The organism is Nonomuraea sp. NPDC047897 (assembly GCF_043204415.1).
GTDB lineage: Bacteria > Actinomycetota > Actinomycetes > Streptosporangiales > Streptosporangiaceae > Nonomuraea.
Map to the genome: position 1 here is coordinate 85,457 of NZ_JBIDCC010000018.1, position 18,656 is coordinate 104,112.

An 18,656-nucleotide genomic window follows, 5' to 3' on the forward strand; every position below is an offset into this window, starting at 1 on the left:
GCCGCTCGCCGCGACGGCGCGCGGCCGGGTCCGTCACGGACCCGGCCTCCACATCGAGGGTCAGTGCTGCGACAGGGTCAGTGCTGCGACAGCAGGTGCGCGAGCTCTCCCTCGACCTCCTGGTTGGCGACGAACAGCAGCTCGTCGCCGGCCTCCAGCGGGTCGTCGTCGGAGGGCACCAGGACGCGTCCCTCCCGCAGGATGGCCACCAGCGCCGAGTCGACCGGCCACGGCACCGAGCCGGCCCGCTGGCCCACGACCGGCGCGTCGTCGGCCAGGGTCAGCTCGACGAGGTTGGCCTGCCCCTGGCGGAACGTCATCAGCCGCACCAGGTCGCCGACGCTGACCGCCTCCTCCACCAGAGCGCTCAGCAGGCGCGGGGTGGAGACGGCCACGTCCACGCCCCACGACTCGTTGAACAGCCACTCGTTGTTGGGGTGGTTGATCCTGGCCACCACGCGCGGCACCCCGTACTCGGTCTTGGCCAGCAGCGACACGACCAGATTGACCTTGTCGTCGCCGGTGGAGGCGACGACGACGTGGCAGTTGTTGAGCCCCGCCTCGTCGAGCGAGGCGATCTCGCAGGCGTCGGCGAGCAGCCACTCGGCGCGCGGCACACTGTCGATCTTGATGGCTCTGGGGTCGATGTCGATGAGCAGGACCTCGTGGCCGTTCTCCAGCAGCTCCGCGGCGATGGACCGGCCGACCGCACCTGCCCCCGCGATGGCGACGCGCATCAGTCGTCCTTCCCCGGTGCCGCGGCCAGCACCTTGTTGATCCGGTCCATGTCGTCCTCGGCGGCGATGACGTGCAGGATGTCACCCTCCTGCAGCACGGTGTCGTCGGCGATCACCAGCGACTCGCCCATCCGGTTGATGAACGCGGCACGGCACCGGGCGCGCGGCTCCAGCTCCACGGCCCGGATGCCGATCCAGGCGGGGTTCACCGGCACCTCGGCCAGCACGACCCTCCCCGTCGGGTCGCGCCACAGCGGCTCGGCGCCCTCGGGCATGACGCGGCGCAGGATCTGGTCGGCCGTCCAGCGCACGGTCGCCACCGTGGGGATGCCCAGCCGCTGGTAGACCTCCGCGCGGCGGGGGTCGTAGATGCGGGCGACGACGTTGTCGACGCCGAACGTCTCACGCGCCACCCGCGCCGAGATGATGTTGGAGTTGTCGCCGCTGGACACCGCGACGTAGGCGGTGGCGGACTCGATGCCCGCCTCCATGAGCACCCCGCGGTCGAAGCCGACACCCGTGACCCGCCGGCCGCGGAACCCGGCCCGCAGGCGGCGGAACGCCTGGGGGTCGCGGTCGATGATCGCGACCGAGTGGCCGTTGTCCTCGAGGATGTGCGCGAGGGTCGATCCGACCCGCCCGCACCCCATGATCACTATATGCATACTCCCCCGCATCTCGCGGTCGGCCGGTTGCTCGACACCAGTATGGCCTGATAGGGGAGTGCTCGCCTGCAACCAGCGGATCGAGGACTACGCTCTCGTTCTGTGGCGAAGATGACGGATCTTCTCAAACGCCTCCTCGTGGGGCGGGCGCTGCGCAGCGGGCAGCTCCACGAGCAACTGCTGCCCAAACGCATCGCCCTGCCGGTGTTCGCGAGCGACGCGCTCTCCTCGGTGGCGTACGCGCCGCAGGAGATCCTCATCATCCTGTCGCTGGCCGGAGTCTCCTTCTACGCCTACAGCCCGTGGGTGGCGGCGGCGGTCGTGGTGGTCATGCTCACCGTCGTCGCCTCGTACCGGCAGAACGTGCACGCCTATCCCAGCGGCGGTGGCGACTACGAGGTCGCCACCACCAACCTCGGCCAGAACGCCGGGCTGACCGTGGCCAGCGCGCTCATGGTCGACTACGTGCTGACGGTCGCGGTGTCGGTCGCCAACGGCGTCGACTACGTCGGGGCGACCATCCCGTTCGTCGCCGCCCACAAACCCGCCGTCGCCATCGGCATCGTCGTCCTGCTGACCGTGGTCAACCTGCGCGGCCTGCGCGAGTCGGGCAGCGCCTTCGCCTTCCCCACCTACGCGTTCATGGCGGCCGTGCTCGGCATGGTCGCCTGGGGCGGCGTGCGGCTGCTCCTCTTCGGCGACGAGCTGCGGGCGCCCAGCGCCGACTTCGACATCGTGCCCGAGCAGACCAACCTGACCGCGTTCGCCGCGGCCTTCCTGGTGCTGCGCGCCTTCTCCACCGGCTGCGCGGCGCTGACCGGCGTCGAGGCGATCAGCAACGGCGTGCCCGCCTTCCGCAAGCCGAAGAGCGGCAACGCCGCCGCCACGCTGCTCATGATGGGCCTGATCGCCATCAGCATGTTCGGCGGCATCATCGCCCTCGGCCTGGCCTCCGGGGTGAAGGTCGCCGACCCGTCCGTGGTGGCCGAGGACCTGCTGCGGCCCGACGGCACCCCGGTCGGGCCCGGCTACCACCAGCAGCCGATCATCTCGCAGGTGGCCGACGCGGTGTTCGGCGGCGGCTCGCTGCTGTTCGTGGTGATCTCGGCGGTGACCGCGCTCATCCTGTTCCTCGCCGCCAACACCGCCTTCAACGGCTTCCCGGTGCTCGGCTCGATCCTCGCCCAGGACCGCTTCCTGCCCCGCCAACTGCACACCCGCGGCGACCGGCTGGCCTTCTCCAACGGCATCGTCATCCTGGCCGCGGCGGCCTGCCTGCTGCTGTGGGGGTTCCAAGCGGACGTCAGCCGGCTGCTGAACCTCTACATCGTCGGCGTCTTCGTGTCCTTCACGCTCAGCCAGACCGGCATGGTCATCCACTGGACGCGCCACCTGAAGACCGAGACCGACGCGCGGGTGCGCCACCAGATGCACCGCTCGCGGGCGATCAACTTCTTCGGCGGCGTCATGACCGGCCTGGTGCTGGTGGTCGTGCTGCTGACGAAGTTCCTGGTCGGCGCCTGGATCGTGTGCATCGCGATGCCGGTGCTGTTCCTCATGATGAAGGGCATCCGGCGGCACTACGACAACGTGGCGGCCGAGCTGGAGATCACCGGCGACTACGACACCACCATGCTGCCGGCCCGCAACCACGCCATCGTCCTCGTCTCCAAGATCCACAAGCCGACGATGCGGGCCCTCGCCTACGCCCGGGCGACCAGGCCGTCCACTCTGGAGGCCGTCACCGTCGGCGTGGAGGGGGCGGAGGCCCGCCAGTTGCAGGAGGAGTGGGAGCGCCGCGGCATCCCGGTGCCGCTGAAGATGCTCGACTCGCCGTACCGGGAGATCACCCAGCCGATCCTCGACTACGTCAAGCACCTGCGGCGCCGCTCGCCCCGCGACGTGGTGACGGTGTTCATCCCCGAGTACGTGGTCGGCCACTGGTGGGAGCACCTGCTGCACAACCAGAGCGCGCTGCGGCTGAAGGCGCGGCTGCTGTTCAAGCCCGGGGTGATGGTGACGAGCGTGCCGTGGCAGCTCCACTCCTCCGACCGGCTGACCGGCCGTCCCGAGCCGGCCGCGCCGGGGTCGGTACGCCGGCCGTCGCGGGGCCGCGCCGAGGACGAGGAGATCGGCGCCCGCTGACGCCCCTTCCCGGACACGGCAGACCGGGGCGTGCCCGGCCACGGCATAGGGTGTCCGTGTGGACAGTGAGGACAGGGCATCTCTGGAGCTGACGGTCGGACCGGTCGCGCACGGTGGCTGGTGCGTGGCCCGCCACGAGGGGCGGGTGGTGTTCGTCCGGCACGCGCTGCCTGGCGAGCGGGTCGTCGCCGAGGTCACCGAGGAGACGGCCCGGTTCCTGCGCGCCGACGCGGTCGAGATCCTCGACCCGTCACCCGACCGGGTGACGCCGCCGTGCCCCTACGCGGGCCCCGGCCGCTGCGGCGGCTGCGACTGGCAGCACGCGAGTCTGGCAGCGCAGCGGGCGCTGAAGGCCGACGTGGTGGCCGAGCAGCTACGCCGGCTGGCCGGCGTCGAGACCAAGGTCGTGGTCGAGGAGGTGCCGGGCGCGCCCGGCGGGCTCGGCTGGCGCACCCGCGTGCAGTTCGCCGCCCGCCCCGGCGGCGAGCTGGGCTTCCGCAAGCACCGCTCGCACGACATCCAGGTGGTCGACGCCTGCCTCATCGCCCACTCCGAGGTGGAGGCCGTCGGCGCGGAGCGGCGCGCGTGGCGGGGCGCCGCCGGCGTCGAGGTGATCGCCGCTACCGGCGGGGACCGCGCCGTGGTCGTCAGGCCCCGCCCGCACCGCAGCGTCGCCGTGCCCGACCTCGACGCGCCCGCGTCGATCCTGCTCGACCAGGGCAAGGGCCGCACGGTGGCGCGGCACGGCTCCGGGGTGCTGCGCGAACGGGCCGGCGAGCGGGAGTTCCGGGTGTCGGGCAGCGGCTTCTGGCAGGTGCATCCCGGCGCCGCCGACGCCCTCCTCGACGCCGTCCTGTCCTACGCGGCCCCACAGCCGGGGGAGTGGGCGCTCGACCTCTACTGCGGCGTGGGCCTGTTCGCCGCCGGGCTGGCCGAGGCGGTCGGCCCGGGGGGCGCGGTGTTCGGCCTGGAGTCCGACGCCGCCGCCGTCCGCGACGCCCGCGCCAACCTGCGCGACCTGCCGCAGGCCCGCGTGGAGCGCGGACGGGTGGAGGAGGGGCTCGACCGGTTCGAGATCGAACGGGCCGACCTGGTCGTCGTGGACCCGCCCCGCTCGGGGCTGGGCCGCGAGGTGGTCGACCGGGTCGCCATGCTTGAGGCGCCGCGCGTCGTGTACGTCTCGTGCGACCCGGCGACGCTGGCGCGTGACCTGGCGTGGCTGGCCGAGCACGGCTACCGCCTCGACGGACTACGGGCCTTCGACGCCTTCCCGATGACCCACCACGTGGAGTGCGTGGCCCTGCTGGTCAAGGAGTAGACCGTGAACATGGGTGTCCCGGAACTCATCCAACTGCTTGTGATCGTCGCTGTGGTCGTCATCATCGTCCGGCTGGTCACCCGCCGCCGCAAGTAGAGGCGCTCGAAACCGCGTTCGGCGGCGGCCGCCCACTTTCGCAAAGGGCGGGCAGGGACGCGGGGAAGAGGCGTAGCGTGCGGATCATGTCTCCGCGGCCCTCCCACTCCGTCACCGCTGAACGCGGGCCGTCGTCCCCGCGCCCGCCCGGCCCGCCGGGCGGGCCCGCGCCGGGTTCGCCGCGCCGGCGTCGCCTCGCGGTCGCGCTCGTCACGGCGGGGTTCACGGCTGCCGTGGGCACCGTCGTCGTGGCGTCCGGCGGGCCGATCGGCGGGGCGGCCGACGTCCCCGGCCACCTGCTCGCGTCGAGCGGCGGCTCCGTCACCGGCTCGCCCGGCGGCTCCCCGGCCCACGGCGACGACGAGGCGGGGTCGCGCGAGCCGAGGCCCGAGCAGCAGGCACGCTTCCTGACCCGGCTCGGCGCGATCGCCCCGTGGCTGGCGTCCGAGGCCGACCGCTCGCTCAGCCGCGCCCGCGCCACCTGCGACGACATCCGCCGCGGCGTCCCGGACGGCCGCCTGGTCAGCGACGCCCAGGAGCGCTTCACCGACGTCGCCGCCGGTCAGGCCGCCGAGATCGTGCAAGCCGTCAGGGACTGGTGCGTGTCCTGACGGCTCGCGGTCCTGACGGCTCGCGTGTTCTGACGGCCTGTGCGTCCCGATGGCCTGTGCGTCCTGACAGCTCGCGCCTGGTGGTCCGCGCCTGTGGCTCGCACCTGGCGGCCCGCCGGGTGGCTCAGAGCCGCGGGTCCACCGGCTCCGACTCCAGGGCGAGGATCGCGAAGACCGGCTCGTGCACCCGCCAGCCCGGCTCCCCGTCGGTGAGGCGGGCCAGCGCCTCCAGGCCCAGCGCGTACTCGCGCAGCGCCATCGACCGCTTCTTGCCCAGGAAACGCCGGCGCAGCACGTCCAGCGACTCGGTGTAGTCCGGCCCGTAGATGATGCGCAGGTACTCCCGCCCCCGCACCTTGACGCCCGGCTGGACCCGGCCCGGCACGTAGCCCGCAGGCTTGACCACCATGCCCTCGCCGCCGGCCGCCGTCAGCGACTCCCACCAGTCCGTTGCCTCAGCCCGCGACCGGGCGGAGTCCAGCGACACGGACACGTGCCGCGTCCGCGTGATCAGCGGCGAGTCGAGCCGCGCCAGCGTCTCCAGGTGCCAGGCGTGCGGCTCCAGCGCCGTGGCCCGTCCCTCGCACGCCAGGATCTGGAACGGCGCCAGCCGCACCCCCTCCAGCCCGTCCACCGGCCAGCAGTAGCGGGCGTAGGCGTCGCGGAACAGGGCAGCGTTGGCGGAACGGCGCCGGGTGCGGTCGAGCAGTCCGCCCACATCCAGGCCGCGCCCGGCCGCCGTCTCCAGCGCCGACACGGCCTCGGGCAGCGCCGTCCGCGCGGCCGCCCCCACCGAGGCGTACTGGCTGCGGATCAGCTCGCCCGCCTTGGCCGACCAGGGCAGCAGCTCGCAGTCGAGCACCACCCAGTCGGAGCGCAGCTCGGCCCACAACGGCTCGCACGCCTCGCGTAACCGGTCGACCAGCGGCGCCGTGTCGTCGAAGAACGGCCGCCCGGTGCGGGTGTAGACGCTGCCCGTGCCGCCGTCGGCGACGCCGAACCGCTCCCGGGCCACCTCGGGGGTACGGGCCAGCACGGCGACGGCCCGCGAGCCCATGTGCTTCTCCTCGCACACGACCTCGGTCACCCCGGCGGCGGCGAACTCCTCGAACGCCTCGTGCGGGTGCTCCAGGTAGCCGTCGAGCCGCGACGTCTCCGGCGGCGCCATCGTCGGCGGCAGGTAGACCAGCCAGCGCGGGTCCACCGCGAACCGGCTCATCACCTCCAGCGCGGCGGCGGCGTTCTCCTCCACCACCTTGACCCGGGTGCCGAACCGGGTCTCCACGTACCGGGTGCCCCGCACGTCGTTGATGTCCAGCATGCCGGGCTCCCGGCCGGCGTCGGGGCCGCCGAGCGGCTTGACCGGCTCGTACCAGACCTTCTCGGCGGGCACCTGGACGAGCTCGCGCTCGGGGTAGCGCAGCGCCGTCAGGTGGCCGCCGAACACGCAGCCGGTGTCGAGGCAGATGGTGTTGTTGACCCATTCGGGACGGACCGTGGGCGTGTGGCCGTAGACGACCATGGCGCGGCCCCGGTAGTCGTCGGCCCACGGGTAGCGCACCGGCAGGCCGTACTCGTCGGTCTCGCCGGTCGTCTCGCCGTACAGGGCGAACGCGCGGACCCGGCCGGAGGCGCGGCCGTGGAAGGACTCCTTCAGCCCGGCGTGCGCGACGACGAGCCGTCCGCCGTCGAGCTGGTAGTGGCTGATCAGGCCGTCCATGAACGCCCGCGCCCGGGCGACGAACTCCGGCGGCTCGGCGGCGAGCTGGTCGAGCGACTCCTGCAGGCCGTGCGCCACCTTGACCTTGCGGCCGTTCAACGCGCGGACCAGCTTCTGCTCGTGGTTGCCCGCCACGCAGATCGCGGTGCCGGCCTCCACCATGTCCATCACGAGGCGCAGCACGCCCGGCGTGTCGGGGCCCCGGTCCACCAGGTCGCCGACGAACACCGCCGTGCGACCGTCGGGGTGCCGGACGCCCTCCCAGCCGAGCCGGGTCAGCAGCGCCTCCAGCTCGGCGCGGCAGCCGTGCACGTCGCCGATGATGTCGAACGGCCCGGTCAGCTCCCGCCTGTCGGTCCACGCCTTGTCGAGCCCGACGGCGGCCGTGTCGATCTCCTCGACGCCGCGCAGCACGTGCACCCGGCGGAAACCGTCCTTGGAGATCCTCGGCAGGGACCGGCGCAGGTCCTTGCGCTGCCGGATCACCACGCCCGCGCCGAAGTCGCGGTCGGGTCGGGTGGCGTTGCGTTCGATCGCCACCTCCTCCGGCACGTCGAGCACGATCGCGTCGGCCAGCACGTCGTGGCTCCTGGCCAGGTCGATCAGCGCCTTGCGAGCGGGGTACTGCACGTTCGTGGCGTCCACGACGGTCAGCAGGCCGCGCGACAGGCGCACGCCGACGATGTGGTGGAGCAGGTCGAACGCCGCGGGCGTGGCCGACTGGTCGGTCTCGTCGTCGGAGACCAGGCCGCGGCAGTAGTCGGAGGAGATGATCTGCGTCGGCTTGAAGTGCCGGGCGGCGAAGGTCGACTTCCCGCTGCCCGAGACGCCGACGAGCACCACGAGGGACAGCTCAGGAATCCTGATCACGGGTGAAGACTCCCATCTGGGTGGGCGGGCCGACCTCGGGGTCGTCGTCGCCGACGGGTTTGACGGCGAGGCGGTATCCGTACCGGGCGGCCACGCCGGCGGCCCAGTGCGCGAACTCGGCGCGGGTCCACTCGAAGCGGTGGTCCGGGTGGCGCATCCCGGTCAGGAACTCGTAGCGCACGTTGTACTCGGCGTTCGGCGTGGTCACCAGCACGTGCGCCGGCCGGGCGTGCCCGAACACCACCCGTTCCAGCGCCTCCAGGCGCGGCGGGTCGACGTGCTCGACGACCTCCATGAGGACGGCCGCGTCGTAGCCGGACAGCCGCTTGTCGGTGTAGGTGAGCGAGCCCTGGAACAGGTGCAGTCTGGCGCGCTTCAGCTCCGGCATCCGGTCCAGCTTCAGCTTGCGCGCGGCGATCGTCAGCGCCATCGACGACACGTCCATCGCGCCGACGCGGGCGAACCGCGGCCTGGCGAGCAGCTCGCCGGCCAGCTCTCCCTGGCCGCAGCCCAGGTCGACGACGCTGGTCGCGCCGAGCTCCTCCAGCATCGCCAGCACGGCCTCGCGCCGCTGGACGCTCAGCGGGCGGGGCGGGACGGCCGGGGGGCCGTCGTCCGGCGTCACGGGGGCCTGGGTGACCGGACCCTCCTGCGGCGTCACATGGGCCGGTGTGACCGGGCCCTCCGCCACCGCGGGGTCGAGCTGCTCCTCGGTGTCGTCGCCGAGCTCAGCCAGCCGGGCCAGCGCCGTACGGGCCAGCGCCCAGCGCCGCCCGAGGTAACGCCGCGTGATCAGCCCGCGCTCGGGGTGGTCGCGCAGCCATCCCTCGCCCGCCCGGATCAGCTTGTCCACCTCGTCCGGCGCGATCCAGTAGTGCTTGCCGTCGTCCAGCACGGGCAGCAGCACGTACAGGTGGTTGAGCGCGTCGGCCAGCCGCACGGCGCCGCGCAGCTCCAGCCGCACGTACCGCGAGTCGCCCCACTCGGGGAAGCCCTCGTCCAGGGGCACCGACTGAGCGGACACCTCCCAGCCGAGCGGTGCGAACAGCCGCCGGGCCAGCTCGGGGCCGCCACGGCAGGGCAGCGCGGGTAGCCGCACCTCAAGTGGCAGCGGCCGCTCCGCCAGCTCCGGCCGGGCCCGGCACCGCCCGGCGCGGGCGGTGCGGAACACGTCGGCCAGCGCCACGGCCAGCAGCGAGGAGGCCGCGTACGGCCGGTCGTTCACGTACTGCGACAGGCTGAAGTCGGGCGAGCCCTTGCCGCGCGAGCGGGCCAGCGACACGGAGTCCACGTCGAGCAGGAGCGCCGCCGTGCAGCGCTCCTCGCCCGCCTCGGGATAGAACACCGTGGCCGTGCCGAAGGACTGGCCGAACTCCTGCACCCGGTCGGGATGCTTGTGCAGGAGGTATCCGAGGTCCGTGGCCGGCCGCGCGGTGGTCGAGATCGTCAACAGCACGGGCCAAGTCTGCCGGAGCGGGCAAAGCGGCGCTAACGGATAAGTCGCGAGAGGCTACACGTGGGGCAGGACCTCCGCGGCGATCAGCTCCAGGTGCTCCAGGTCGGACAGGTCCATCACCTGGAGGTAGACCCGCTCGGCCCCCCGCTTCGCCAGCTCGCCGATCTTCTCCACCACCTCGCCGGGCGTGCCCGCGAGCCCGCCCTCGCGCAGGTCGGCCAGGCCGGTGCCGATGGCGGCGGCGCGCCGCTCCAACTCCGCCGCGTCCCGTCCGACGCACACGGTCTGCGCCGCCGACAGGATGACGGTCCGCCCGGCGTCCGCCGCCGCCCGGCGTACCCGGTCGAACGCCTCACCCGTGTCGGGCAGCGTACGGAACGGCACGTTGTACTCGTCGGCGTAGGCGGCGGCCAGCCGCGGGGTGCGCTTGGCGCCGAAGCCGCCGATGATGATCGGCGGGTGCGGGCGCTGCGCCGGCTTCGGCAGCGCGGGCGAGTCGGCGAGCCGGTAGTAGCTGCCCTCGAAGGAGTAGGGGCCCTGCGCCGTCCACAGACCCCGGATGATCTCCAGTTGCTCCTCGAACCGGCCGAAGCGCTCACCGACCGGCGGGAACGGGATGCCGTACGCCGTGTGCTCGGCGTCGAACCAGCCGGTGCCCAGCCCCAGTTCGACCCGGCCGCCGCTCATCTGGTCCACCTGGGCGACGCTGATCGCCAGCGGGCCGGGCAGCCGGAACGTGGCCGGCGTCACCAGCGTGCCGAGCCTGATCGTGGAGGTCTCCCTGGCCAGGCCGGCGAGGGTGATCCAGGCGTCGGTGGAGCCCGGTCCCGGGTCGCCCGCGCCGATGCGCTGGTAGTGGTCCGAACGGAAGAACGCGTCGAAGCCGAGCCGTTCGGCGGCGCGGGCGACGGTGAGCAGGTCGTCGTAGGAGGCGCCCTGCTGGGGCTCGGTGAAGATCCGCAACTTCATGGACGCCATTATCGGCACAGAGCGGACGGCATCCGGAGAATGCCCCCCACGCCGGCCCCGCCCCTTGCTAACGTCTGCCGCCAGTGCTCTGTGTAACCACGTGACGACTCGGGGTGGGCCATGTCGGGTTCGCGGCGCCAACGGGAGCCGGGCATGCTCCCGCGTCCTCTCGCCTTCCTCGCCGCGCTGGCGCTGTCCGGCACGACCGGGGTGGCGGTGGGGCTGCTGCCCGGCCGGGCGCAGCCCGACGCCGGACCCCGCTCCGCGCCCGTTGCCGGGGCCGGGGGCGGGGCCGGAGCCGACACGCCCACCGGTCGGCCGCCCGGCACGGACGCAGCCCCGGGCGCCACCCCGGGCGCAACCCCGGGCGGGCCGGGCACGGGGGAAGGGCCGGCGTTCGTCGCCTTCCTGGACGCCACCCGCACGCCGGTGCTGGGCCTCGCCGCCCACGCCCGCCGTACCGGGCTGCGCCGCTACGCCGTCGGCCACGTGATCGCCGAGCCGGGCGGCTGCGTCCCGCGCTGGGCAGGCCCGGCGGCCGGCGGCACGGCGGTCGCGTTCGGCGACCTGCGGGGGCCGTTCGCCGACCTGCGCGCCGGCGGGGGACAGGCCGGGCTGGTGCTCGGCGGGCCGGCGGGCCGCGGGCTGGCCGGGGCGTGCGCCACCGTCGACGACCTCGCCGCCGCCTACCGTTCGCTCGTCACCGCCACCGGAGCCGCGTTCCTGGACTTCGAGGTGCGTGACGGCGGTGACCACGTCGCCGCCGAACGCCGGGCCCGCGCCGTCCGGGCGCTGCAGGAGGCCCTGCCGGTGCGGGTCGGCTTCACGCTGGAGCTCCACCCGGACGGCCTGGCCGAGCAGGACGTCGAGCTGCTCCGGCTCACCCGCCGGCTCGGCGTGGACGTCACCACCGTCAACCTCCTGGCTCCTGTCGAGGCGCGCGGACGGCACACGCCGTACCCGGTGCGCGAGGTGGCCGCCCTGTGGGAGCCACGGCCGGAGACCGGGGCGTCCGACGGCCGGTTGGGGCGGGTGGCGTCCGCCGTCCGGGCGGCGCGCGACCAGGTCGCCGAGGCCCAGGGCCTGACCGGCGCCCGCGAGGCGGGGCGGCGCATCGCGCTGACCCCCGTGCTCGACGGCCCCGACGGCCTGAGCGAGGCCGACGCCCGCAGGCTGTCGGCGTTCGCGGGCCGCCACGGCCTCGCCTGGCTCTCCCTGCGCGGCCCCGCCCAGGACCCCGCCGTGGCCCGCATCCTCTGGCGCACCCCTGCCTGAACTGTAGGATTTCGCACGAAGTGAGCTGGTTCGTGCGGTGAGGGGGAGGGACGGTGGCGGCCCGGCCGGAGAGAGCGAGAAAGGTCCTCCTCTACTGGATGGACGCCATGGTGGCCCTCCTCGCCGTCGGCATCACCGCCTACATCGCGTTACGGGCCGCCCAGGGCAGGATCGCGCTGCCGCGCGCCCTCGCCGCCGAGGTGAGCCTGCTCACCGTCTTCGGCCTCTTCCCGTTCATGCTGCGCGACGCCTTCGACGCCCGGCCGCGGCCCACGGTGAAGCTCGTCGTCTCGGGACTCGCGGCGGCCGCGGCCGTGGCGCTCGTGCCGGTGCCGCCGGACGGCGGCACCGGCGAGGGCTCCTGGGCGATGGTCGCGTTCCTGTGGGTGTCGGTCGCCGTCCTCTACCTGCCCGTGTGGGGAGGGCTGGCCCTCGCTGCCGTGGTGATCGGCCTGACCTCCTCGTACGTGGCCCTGGTCACCGGCCGGCCGTGGCCTGGCGTGGTGGTCGTCGAGGGGCTCAGCGCGCTCGCGATGACCGTGGCCATGTGGCTGTGGCGCTGGCTGTGGTGGACGATCAGGGACGCGCACGACAGCAAGGAGGCCAAGGCGCGGCTGGCCGTCTCCGAGGAGCGGCTCCGCTTCGCCCGCGACCTGCACGACCTGCTCGGCCACAGCCTCTCCGTCATCACGCTCAAGAGCGAGCTGGCCGCCAAGCTCGCCACCAAGGACGCCGAGCGGGCGGCGCGCGAGATGGCCGACGTGCGCCGCCTCGTCGCCGAGTCGCTCACCGAGGTGCAGGAGGCCGTGGACGGCTACCAGACGCTGGACCTGGACGAGGAGCTGGCCGGGGTGCGCGCCGCGCTGGAGGCCGGGGGCACCCGCTGCGTGATCGAGGTTCGCGCCGGTGACCTGTCGCCCGCGGCCCGGGCGCTGCTGGCGTGGGCGGTGCGCGAGGGCGGCACCAACGTGCTCAAGCACAGCGCGGCCACCCGGTGCGCGATCACGATCGAGGGTGGGGTGCTGGAGATGCGCAACGACGGCGCGCGGCGATCGACCGCCGAGCCGGGCAGCGGGCTGCGCGGGCTGGCGGAGCGGATGACCACCGCGGGCGGCTCGCTCACCGCGACCGGGCTGCCGGACGGCGACTTCGTGCTCCGGGCGGCGGTGCCCGCATGATCCGGCGCGCCGCCCGGGGACTCGGCCGGTTCGCCCGGCCGGCGACCAACCTGGACAAGGTCCGCTGGCTGATCGTCTACTCGACCGACTTCGTCCACCTGATCGCCCTCCTCGGTCTGTACGAGGTCTACCTGGGATGGGAGCACGGCTTCCCGCTCGCCGCCGCGGTCCTGTCCGCCGTTCTGCTGGTCGTGCAGGTCGTGCTGGCGGGGCGGACGTTCAGGGTCGCGGTCAGGGGCGGCCGGCGGCCCACGGCCGTCCTCGCCGTCACCGGAGTGATCACGCTCCTGCTGACGGTCCTCCCGCTCGTGTACGCGGTCGCGCTCTGGCTCGGCATGCTCGCGCCGTTCGTGCGCAGGCGCACGCTCCTGCTGGTGTCCGTCGCGACGGTGGTGGTGCTCAACGGCTATGTCGCGCTGGTCCAGGCGCTGTACCTGCCGCTGGTGTTCGTCCAGGTCGGTGCGTCGACGGTGGTGGTCGGCGCCGTCCTGGCCAACCTGGCGCTGTGGCGGATGGCCAGGGAGGCGCACGAAGGGCAGGAGGCCAAGGCCCTGCTCGCCGTCTCGGAGGAACGGCTGCGCTTCGCCCGCGACCTCAACGACCTGCTGGGCCAGAGCCTCGCCGGCATCTCGGGCAGGACGGCGCACGCGGAGGAGCGGCTGCGCGACGACCCCGTCGCGGCCGCCGCCGAGATGTTCGAGGTCCGCGACCTGACCCGGCAGGCGCTACGGGAGGTGCGCACCGCCGTGCAGAACTACCGCGCGCTGGACCTCGACGAGGTGCTCTCCAGCGTGCGGGCGGTGCTGGAGGCCGCGGGCGTGCGCTGCGTCGTGGCCGCCGACACCTCGTCCCTGGCGCCGGAGACCCGTACGCTGCTGGCCACCGTCGTCCGTGAAGGGGCCACGAACGTGCTCAAACACAGCAAGGCCGAGCACTGCAGGATCACGATCGAGGACGGAGTGCTGGAGATGTCCAACGACGGAGTGAACGGCCCGGCCGGCGACCCGAACCCCAACGGGCTCGGCGGGCTGTCCCAGCGTGTCGGCGCCGCGGGCGGCACGCTGTCGGCCACGCCCACGGGCGAGGGCACCTTCCTGCTCCGCGCGGCGGTGCCGGCATGACGACGCGCGTGCTGCTGGCCGACGACGAGCACCTCATCCGCGGCGCCCTGGCCGCCCTGCTCGACCTGGAGGACGGCATCGAGGTGGTCGCCCAGGTCGGCCGGGGCGACGAGGTGCTGGCCGCCGTCGCCGAACACCGGCCGGACGTCGCGGTGCTCGACATCGAGATGCCCGGGATGGACGGGCTCAGCGCGGCCGAGCAGATCAGCTCCCACTGCAAGATCGTGATCCTGACCAGCCTGGGCCGTCCCGGCTACCTGCGCCGCGCCATGGCCGCCGGGGTCAGCGGATTCCTCGGCAAGGACGCCTCCGCCGAGGAGCTGGCGATGGCCATCCGCAAGGTCCAGACCGGCGGCCGCTACCTCGACGCCGAGCTGGCCGCCGCCGCCATGGCCGCGGGCGACAGCCCGCTCACCGAACGTGAGCGCGACGCGCTGCGGCTGGCCAGCGACGGCGCCGCCATCTCCCGGATCGCCGCCGAGCTGCACCTGACGGAGGGCACGGTGCGCAACTACCTGTCCAGCGCCATGACCAAGCTGGGCGCCCAGAACCGGTTGGAGGCCATCCGCACCGCCCAGCGCATGGGCTGGCTGTGACCCGCGTGCCATAAACGCCGTCACGCCGGGTAGGTGCCCTGACCTGGGGAGGGGCGGACATGGCTTATCGGGGCACACACCAGGAGAATCTCGGCCACGTCGTCTTCATCACGGCGGCGGCCGCCATCGGCGGGTTCCTGTTCGGCTACGACAGCTCCGTGATCAACGGAGCTGTCGTCGGCATCCAGAAGCACTTCGCCGTGGGACCCGTGGAGATCGGTGTCGTCGTCGCCATCGCGCTGCTCGGCTCGGCCATCGGCGCCTGGACCGGCGGACGCCTGGCCGACCGGTGGGGGCGGACCAGGACGATGCAGGTGGCGGCCGCGCTGTTCGCCATCAGCTCGATCGGGCAGATGCTGCCGTTCACCATCTATGACCTCGCCGGGTGGCGGGTGCTGGCCGGTGTCGCGATCGGCATGGCGTCCGTGCTCGGGCCCGCCTACATCGCCGAGGTGGCGCCGGCGGCCTACCGGGGCCGGCTGGGGTCGTTCCAGCAGCTCGCCATCGTGCTCGGCATCGCCGTGTCCCAGCTGGTCAACTATGTGATCGCGCGGCTGGCGGGCGGCGACGTCAACAACCGGCTGTGGGGGCTGGAGGCCTGGCAGTGGATGCTGGGCGCCTGCGTCGTGCCCGCGCTGCTCTACTGGCTGTTCGCCGCGAACATCCCCGAGTCGCCCCGCTACCTGGTCATGGCCGGCCGCGACAAGCAGGCGCGCAAGGTGCTCGCCGAGGTCGAGGGTGACCACGTGGACCTGGACGCCCGCCTGGCGGAGATCCACACGGTGCTCAGGACCGAGGACAAGCCGACGCTGCGCGACCTGCGCGGCTCGGCCCTGGGGCTGCTGCCGATCGTCTGGATCGGCATCGTGCTGTCGGTGTTCCAGCAGTTCGTGGGCATCAACGTGATCTTCTACTACTCGTCCGTGCTGTGGCAGTCGGTCGGCATCACCCAGGCCAACTCGCTGTTGATCAGCTTCTCCAGCTCCGTCATCAACATCATCGGCACGTTCATCGCGATCGCGCTGGTGGACCGGATCGGGCGCAGGCCGCTGCTGCTCATCGGCTCGGCGGGCATGGCGGTCTCGCTGGCCACGGCCGCGTGGGCGTTCAGCGCCGCCGAGACGGTGAACGGCTCGCCGCAGCTGCCCAGCCCGCAGGGCCCGATCGCGCTGGTGGCCGCCAACACGTTCGTGCTCTTCTTCGCCCTGTCCTGGGGCGTGGTGGTCTGGGTCCTGCTGGGCGAGATGTTCCCCAACCGGATCCGCGCCGCCGCCCTCGGCGTCGCCGCCTCGGCGCAGTGGATCGCCAACTGGGTGATCACCGTGTCGTTCCCGGCCCTGTCCGAGTGGAACCTGCCGCTCACCTACGCCATGTACGCGGGCTTCGCGGTGCTGTCCTTCCTGTTCGTCATGCGCTGGGTCCGCGAGACCAAGGGGCGGCGCCTGGAGGAGATGGGCTAGAACGCGTGGGTCTCCTTCGCGGACGCCGCTCAGTCGTGGCGCACGGTGATGGCCTGCACCGGGCAGGCGCGGGCGGCCAGCTCGACCTCGTCGGTCAGGGCGTCGTCCGGCGCGGCGTCGTAGGTGAGGACGTCGTCGCCGTCGAGGCTGAACACCTCGGGCGCGGCGAACACGCACTGGGCGTGGGTCTGGCACAGGGTCATGTCGACGTGGACGCGCATGACGGGTCCCTTCAGGTGGTGACGGGCGGGTTGAACCGGGAGTACGCCTCGAACGCCCAGCGCTGCGGCACGGCCCCGGCCACCTCGACGACCTGCTCGACGTCGAAGTCCACCAGCCGCTGCGCCCCGGGCACCGCGGCGGCCCGCTCCGGGTCCCAGTCGACCCGGGCCCGGCCGGTCAGGTGCAGTGCCCGGCCGCCTTCCCAGTCGAGGAACAGCAGCCCGCACCGGGGGTCGAGCTCCAGGTTGCCCAAGGTCATGAACATGGCGTTGCCCACGTAGTCGGGCCAGGTCAACCGCCCGGCGCCGGTCACCCGGACGAAGCCGGGACTGCCGCCCCGGTGCGAGGCGTCGGCGCCGTGGCCGGGCGCGCGGGTGGCGACGAAGAACGTGTCGGCGCCCGCGATCCAGCGGAGCTGGCCGTCGTCCGGCCGCTCGCTCCTGGTGGCCGCCCCGGTCCCCGCCGGGGCGGGCTCGTCGGTGGGTGTACGGGTCTGGATGTACTTGGGGCAGTTGGCGTACACCTGCTCCGTACGGACCACGAGGCCCGACCCGTCGCGGCGGGCGCGGCCGTTGACGCGCATCCGCCTGCGGGTGCCGGGCTCCAGCGCCAGCATCCCGATGTCGCGCTCCGTGTCGAAGCGGCCGGCCAGCGGGTCGCCGGGGCCGGGCAGCCGGTCCACCGTGACGGTCCGCTCGTCCGGCGCGGCGGCGAAGCCGGGCGGCCCGGCCAGCGGGCTGGCCCAGACCGCCCCGGCGGCGTCCGCGGCGGCGATCACCAGCAGCCGCTGCCGGGCGAGGAACTCGGCGGCCACGGCGGGCACGGCCGCCTTCACCCCGGCCGACCCCCAGCCGGAGCCGGTGAACCCGGCACGCCGCTGTGCCGCCGTCTCTCCTTCGTGCGTCATCACGGCTCTAGAAGAAGCCGCAGGTCGGAGCGCCCTGGGTGGGCGCCGGCGCGGCGCCGGCCGCGTTCGGGGCGTAGATCTCCAGGCGGATGCCGTCGGGGTCGGTGAAGAACACGCCGCCGGACGACGCGCCCTCGCCGTGCGGCACGATCCCGTCGTAGACGAGGGTCGCCCCCAGCTCGCGCAGCACCTCCTCGGCCCGGCGCACCGCCTCGACGTCGGGCACCTGGAACGACAGGTGGTGCAGGCCCGGCCGGTCGGCCGGGAAGTCGCCGTCGCTCTGCTGCCACAGCGTGACCATCAGAGTGCCCTCGCGGCCGAGGAAGGCGAACCGGCGGTCGCCGCCGGTCTGCTCGCCGACCACTTCGAGGTCGAAGACCCGCTGGTAGAAGGCGATGGAGCGGGACAGGTCGGTGACGTTCAGGCCGACGTGGCCGGTCTGCAGCGCGGGCGTGCCCATGCGGAACCTCCAGCAGTTCTAACGGTTTGCTACATTACTTGCCGTTAGAATGGTGGAGCATATTTCTCACGGCGTCAACTCTTGGGTAGCGTGAGAACGTGGATGTGGCCGACTTCTCCGGCGGGGGTGCCCCGCTGCTCGGAGAGCCGCCGCCCGTCGAGCTGGCCAACACCGCGCACGCGGTGCGCGGCCGCCTGCGCGACGGCCTGCGCACGACCGAGCACCTGGCCGCCTGGCTGCGCGACGTACGGCCGCGGCTGGCGGTCCCGCTGACGGACGCGGACCTGCACGGGGTGACCGAGGACGACCTGGCGCAGGCCAGGGAGCTCCGCGACGCCATCCGCACCCTGGCCGCCGCCGCCGCGGCCCGCTGCGCCGCCCACGACGAGGACGACGACGGCCTCGCCGGAGCCCCCGCACCGGACCCCACCCCGCACCCCGCGCCGCACCCCGCGCCGCACCCCGCGCCGGACCCCGGGGCGGTCGAGGCGCTGAACCGCCAGGCGAGACGGGCGCCACGATGGCGCGAGCTGGTGCTCGACCCGGAGCCGCGCGCGGTCGTGCGCAGCGCCGACCGGCCCGTCACCGCCGCCCTGGCGGTCCTCGCGGAGGAGGCGATCGACCTGTTCGCCGGCCCGGCCCGGCACCGGCTGCGCGCCTGCCGGGGGCCGGGCTGCGTCCTGCACTTCGTTCGCGAGTCCCCCCGGCGCGAATGGTGCTCGCCCGGCTGCGGCAACCGCGCCCGCGCCGCCCGCCACTACGCGAAGGTCCGCCGCCCATGATCGACGACGTCGGAGTCCACCGGCACCTCAGAACGAGGTGAGCTGCGCCAGGCCGGCCGCAAGGACCT

17 protein-coding genes are annotated in these 18,656 nt (G+C 73.5%); 9 read left to right on the top strand and 8 right to left on the bottom strand.

What is annotated here, in order from left to right; all coding sequences use genetic code 11:
• Positions 1–77 precede the first annotated feature (77 nt).
• Positions 78–737 carry a potassium channel family protein gene (locus ACGF0J_RS32815; RefSeq protein WP_393152165.1) on the bottom strand — a complete coding sequence of 220 codons (660 nt, stop codon included), beginning with the start codon at positions 735–737 and terminating at the stop codon, positions 78–80.
• The gene (locus ACGF0J_RS32820; protein ID WP_393152167.1) at positions 737–1,402 is read right to left on the bottom strand and encodes a potassium channel family protein; all 666 of its coding nucleotides are present in this window, start codon (positions 1,400–1,402) and stop codon (positions 737–739) included. Before ACGF0J_RS32820 ends, ACGF0J_RS32815 begins: the two co-directional genes overlap by 1 nt.
• Before the next feature lie 111 nt (positions 1,403–1,513).
• On the opposite strand from ACGF0J_RS32820, the gene ACGF0J_RS32825 reads away from it, so the two are divergent.
• From ACGF0J_RS32825 to ACGF0J_RS32835, 3 genes are all read left to right on the top strand, one after another.
• On the top strand, positions 1,514–3,547 hold the full coding sequence (locus ACGF0J_RS32825; RefSeq protein ID WP_393152267.1) for an APC family permease: 2,034 nt from the start codon (positions 1,514–1,516) through the stop codon (positions 3,545–3,547).
• A 58-nt stretch (positions 3,548–3,605) separates the two neighbouring features.
• Positions 3,606–4,865 (top strand): class I SAM-dependent RNA methyltransferase, encoded by a 1,260-nt coding sequence (locus ACGF0J_RS32830; RefSeq protein WP_393152169.1) that lies wholly within the window; start codon positions 3,606–3,608, stop codon positions 4,863–4,865.
• Between the two features lie 182 nt (positions 4,866–5,047).
• Positions 5,048–5,572: a hypothetical protein gene (locus ACGF0J_RS32835; protein WP_393152171.1), complete on the top strand. Its 525-nt coding sequence runs from the start codon at positions 5,048–5,050 to the stop codon at positions 5,570–5,572.
• A 124-nt stretch (positions 5,573–5,696) separates the two neighbouring features.
• Here the strand turns inward: ACGF0J_RS32835 and ACGF0J_RS32840 are convergent, their stop codons facing one another.
• From ACGF0J_RS32840 to ACGF0J_RS32850, 3 genes are read right to left on the bottom strand one after another with little or no spacing between them, the layout of a single operon-like run.
• On the bottom strand, positions 5,697–8,162 hold the full coding sequence (locus ACGF0J_RS32840; protein ID WP_393152173.1) for a polynucleotide kinase-phosphatase: 2,466 nt from the start codon (positions 8,160–8,162) through the stop codon (positions 5,697–5,699).
• Positions 8,146–9,618, bottom strand: coding sequence for a 3' terminal RNA ribose 2'-O-methyltransferase Hen1 (locus ACGF0J_RS32845; protein WP_393152175.1), 1,473 nt, complete (start codon positions 9,616–9,618; stop codon positions 8,146–8,148). Before ACGF0J_RS32845 ends, ACGF0J_RS32840 begins: the two co-directional genes overlap by 17 nt.
• A 54-nt stretch (positions 9,619–9,672) precedes the next feature.
• The gene (locus ACGF0J_RS32850) at positions 9,673–10,587 is read right to left on the bottom strand and encodes an LLM class F420-dependent oxidoreductase (RefSeq protein WP_393152177.1); all 915 of its coding nucleotides are present in this window, start codon (positions 10,585–10,587) and stop codon (positions 9,673–9,675) included.
• A gap of 153 nt (positions 10,588–10,740) precedes the next feature.
• Between ACGF0J_RS32850 and ACGF0J_RS32855 the strand changes: the two genes are divergently transcribed.
• The 5 genes from ACGF0J_RS32855 to ACGF0J_RS32875 all read left to right on the top strand — a co-directional run bounded on the left by ACGF0J_RS32855 (position 10,741) and on the right by ACGF0J_RS32875 (position 16,217).
• A complete protein-coding gene (locus ACGF0J_RS32855; RefSeq protein WP_393152179.1) occupies positions 10,741–11,862 on the top strand; it encodes a hypothetical protein in 1,122 nt (373 codons plus the stop codon).
• Positions 11,863–11,960: 98 nt separating this feature from the next.
• Complete coding sequence (locus ACGF0J_RS32860) at positions 11,961–13,040, top strand: sensor histidine kinase (RefSeq protein WP_393152181.1); 1,080 nt, start codon at positions 11,961–11,963, stop codon at positions 13,038–13,040.
• On the top strand, positions 13,037–14,161 hold the full coding sequence (locus tag ACGF0J_RS32865) for a sensor histidine kinase (RefSeq protein ID WP_393152183.1): 1,125 nt from the start codon (positions 13,037–13,039) through the stop codon (positions 14,159–14,161). Before ACGF0J_RS32860 ends, ACGF0J_RS32865 begins: the two co-directional genes overlap by 4 nt.
• The gene (locus ACGF0J_RS32870) at positions 14,158–14,757 is read left to right on the top strand and encodes a response regulator transcription factor (RefSeq protein WP_393152185.1); all 600 of its coding nucleotides are present in this window, start codon (positions 14,158–14,160) and stop codon (positions 14,755–14,757) included. The genes ACGF0J_RS32865 and ACGF0J_RS32870 overlap by 4 nt, the downstream gene beginning before the upstream one ends.
• A gap of 59 nt (positions 14,758–14,816) precedes the next feature.
• Complete coding sequence (locus ACGF0J_RS32875; RefSeq protein ID WP_393152187.1) at positions 14,817–16,217, top strand: sugar porter family MFS transporter; 1,401 nt, start codon at positions 14,817–14,819, stop codon at positions 16,215–16,217.
• A gap of 29 nt (positions 16,218–16,246) precedes the next feature.
• On the opposite strand, the gene ACGF0J_RS32880 is transcribed toward ACGF0J_RS32875, so the two are convergent.
• Genes ACGF0J_RS32880 through ACGF0J_RS32890 form a run of 3 tightly spaced genes read right to left on the bottom strand, consistent with a single transcriptional unit; the run spans position 16,247 to position 17,806 of the window.
• Complete coding sequence (locus tag ACGF0J_RS32880; RefSeq protein WP_393152189.1) at positions 16,247–16,438, bottom strand: ferredoxin; 192 nt, start codon at positions 16,436–16,438, stop codon at positions 16,247–16,249.
• 11 nt (positions 16,439–16,449) lie between these two features.
• Positions 16,450–17,346 (bottom strand): pyridoxamine 5'-phosphate oxidase family protein, encoded by an 897-nt coding sequence (locus tag ACGF0J_RS32885; RefSeq protein WP_393152191.1) that lies wholly within the window; start codon positions 17,344–17,346, stop codon positions 16,450–16,452.
• A gap of 7 nt (positions 17,347–17,353) precedes the next feature.
• Positions 17,354–17,806: a VOC family protein gene (locus ACGF0J_RS32890; protein WP_393152193.1), complete on the bottom strand. Its 453-nt coding sequence runs from the start codon at positions 17,804–17,806 to the stop codon at positions 17,354–17,356.
• 98 nt (positions 17,807–17,904) lie between these two features.
• Here ACGF0J_RS32890 and ACGF0J_RS32895 point away from each other — a divergent pair, with 98 nt between their 5' ends.
• Positions 17,905–18,588: a CGNR zinc finger domain-containing protein gene (locus tag ACGF0J_RS32895; RefSeq protein ID WP_393152195.1), complete on the top strand. Its 684-nt coding sequence runs from the start codon at positions 17,905–17,907 to the stop codon at positions 18,586–18,588.
• The last annotated feature ends 68 nt before the right edge of the window (positions 18,589–18,656 follow it).

What these genes read in the sequence shown, in the direction of transcription:
- ACGF0J_RS32815 (WP_393152165.1), bottom strand. Translation starts at nt 737, where the DNA reads ATGCGCGTCGCCATCGCGGGGGCAGGTGCGGTCGGCCGGTCCATCGCC.
- ACGF0J_RS32820 (WP_393152167.1), bottom strand. Translation starts at nt 1,402, where the DNA reads ATGCATATAGTGATCATGGGGTGCGGGCGGGTCGGATCGACCCTCGCG.
- ACGF0J_RS32825 (WP_393152267.1), top strand. Translation starts at nt 1,514, where the DNA reads ATGACGGATCTTCTCAAACGCCTCCTCGTGGGGCGGGCGCTGCGCAGC.
- ACGF0J_RS32835 (WP_393152171.1), top strand. Translation starts at nt 5,048, where the DNA reads ATGTCTCCGCGGCCCTCCCACTCCGTCACCGCTGAACGCGGGCCGTCG.
- ACGF0J_RS32850 (WP_393152177.1), bottom strand. Translation starts at nt 10,587, where the DNA reads ATGAAGTTGCGGATCTTCACCGAGCCCCAGCAGGGCGCCTCCTACGAC.
- ACGF0J_RS32855 (WP_393152179.1), top strand. Translation starts at nt 10,741, where the DNA reads ATGCTCCCGCGTCCTCTCGCCTTCCTCGCCGCGCTGGCGCTGTCCGGC.
- ACGF0J_RS32860 (WP_393152181.1), top strand. Translation starts at nt 11,961, where the DNA reads ATGGACGCCATGGTGGCCCTCCTCGCCGTCGGCATCACCGCCTACATC.
- ACGF0J_RS32865 (WP_393152183.1), top strand. Translation starts at nt 13,037, where the DNA reads ATGATCCGGCGCGCCGCCCGGGGACTCGGCCGGTTCGCCCGGCCGGCG.
- ACGF0J_RS32870 (WP_393152185.1), top strand. Translation starts at nt 14,158, where the DNA reads ATGACGACGCGCGTGCTGCTGGCCGACGACGAGCACCTCATCCGCGGC.
- ACGF0J_RS32875 (WP_393152187.1), top strand. Translation starts at nt 14,817, where the DNA reads ATGGCTTATCGGGGCACACACCAGGAGAATCTCGGCCACGTCGTCTTC.
- ACGF0J_RS32880 (WP_393152189.1), bottom strand. Translation starts at nt 16,438, where the DNA reads ATGCGCGTCCACGTCGACATGACCCTGTGCCAGACCCACGCCCAGTGC.
- ACGF0J_RS32885 (WP_393152191.1), bottom strand. Translation starts at nt 17,346, where the DNA reads ATGACGCACGAAGGAGAGACGGCGGCACAGCGGCGTGCCGGGTTCACC.
- ACGF0J_RS32890 (WP_393152193.1), bottom strand. Translation starts at nt 17,806, where the DNA reads ATGGGCACGCCCGCGCTGCAGACCGGCCACGTCGGCCTGAACGTCACC.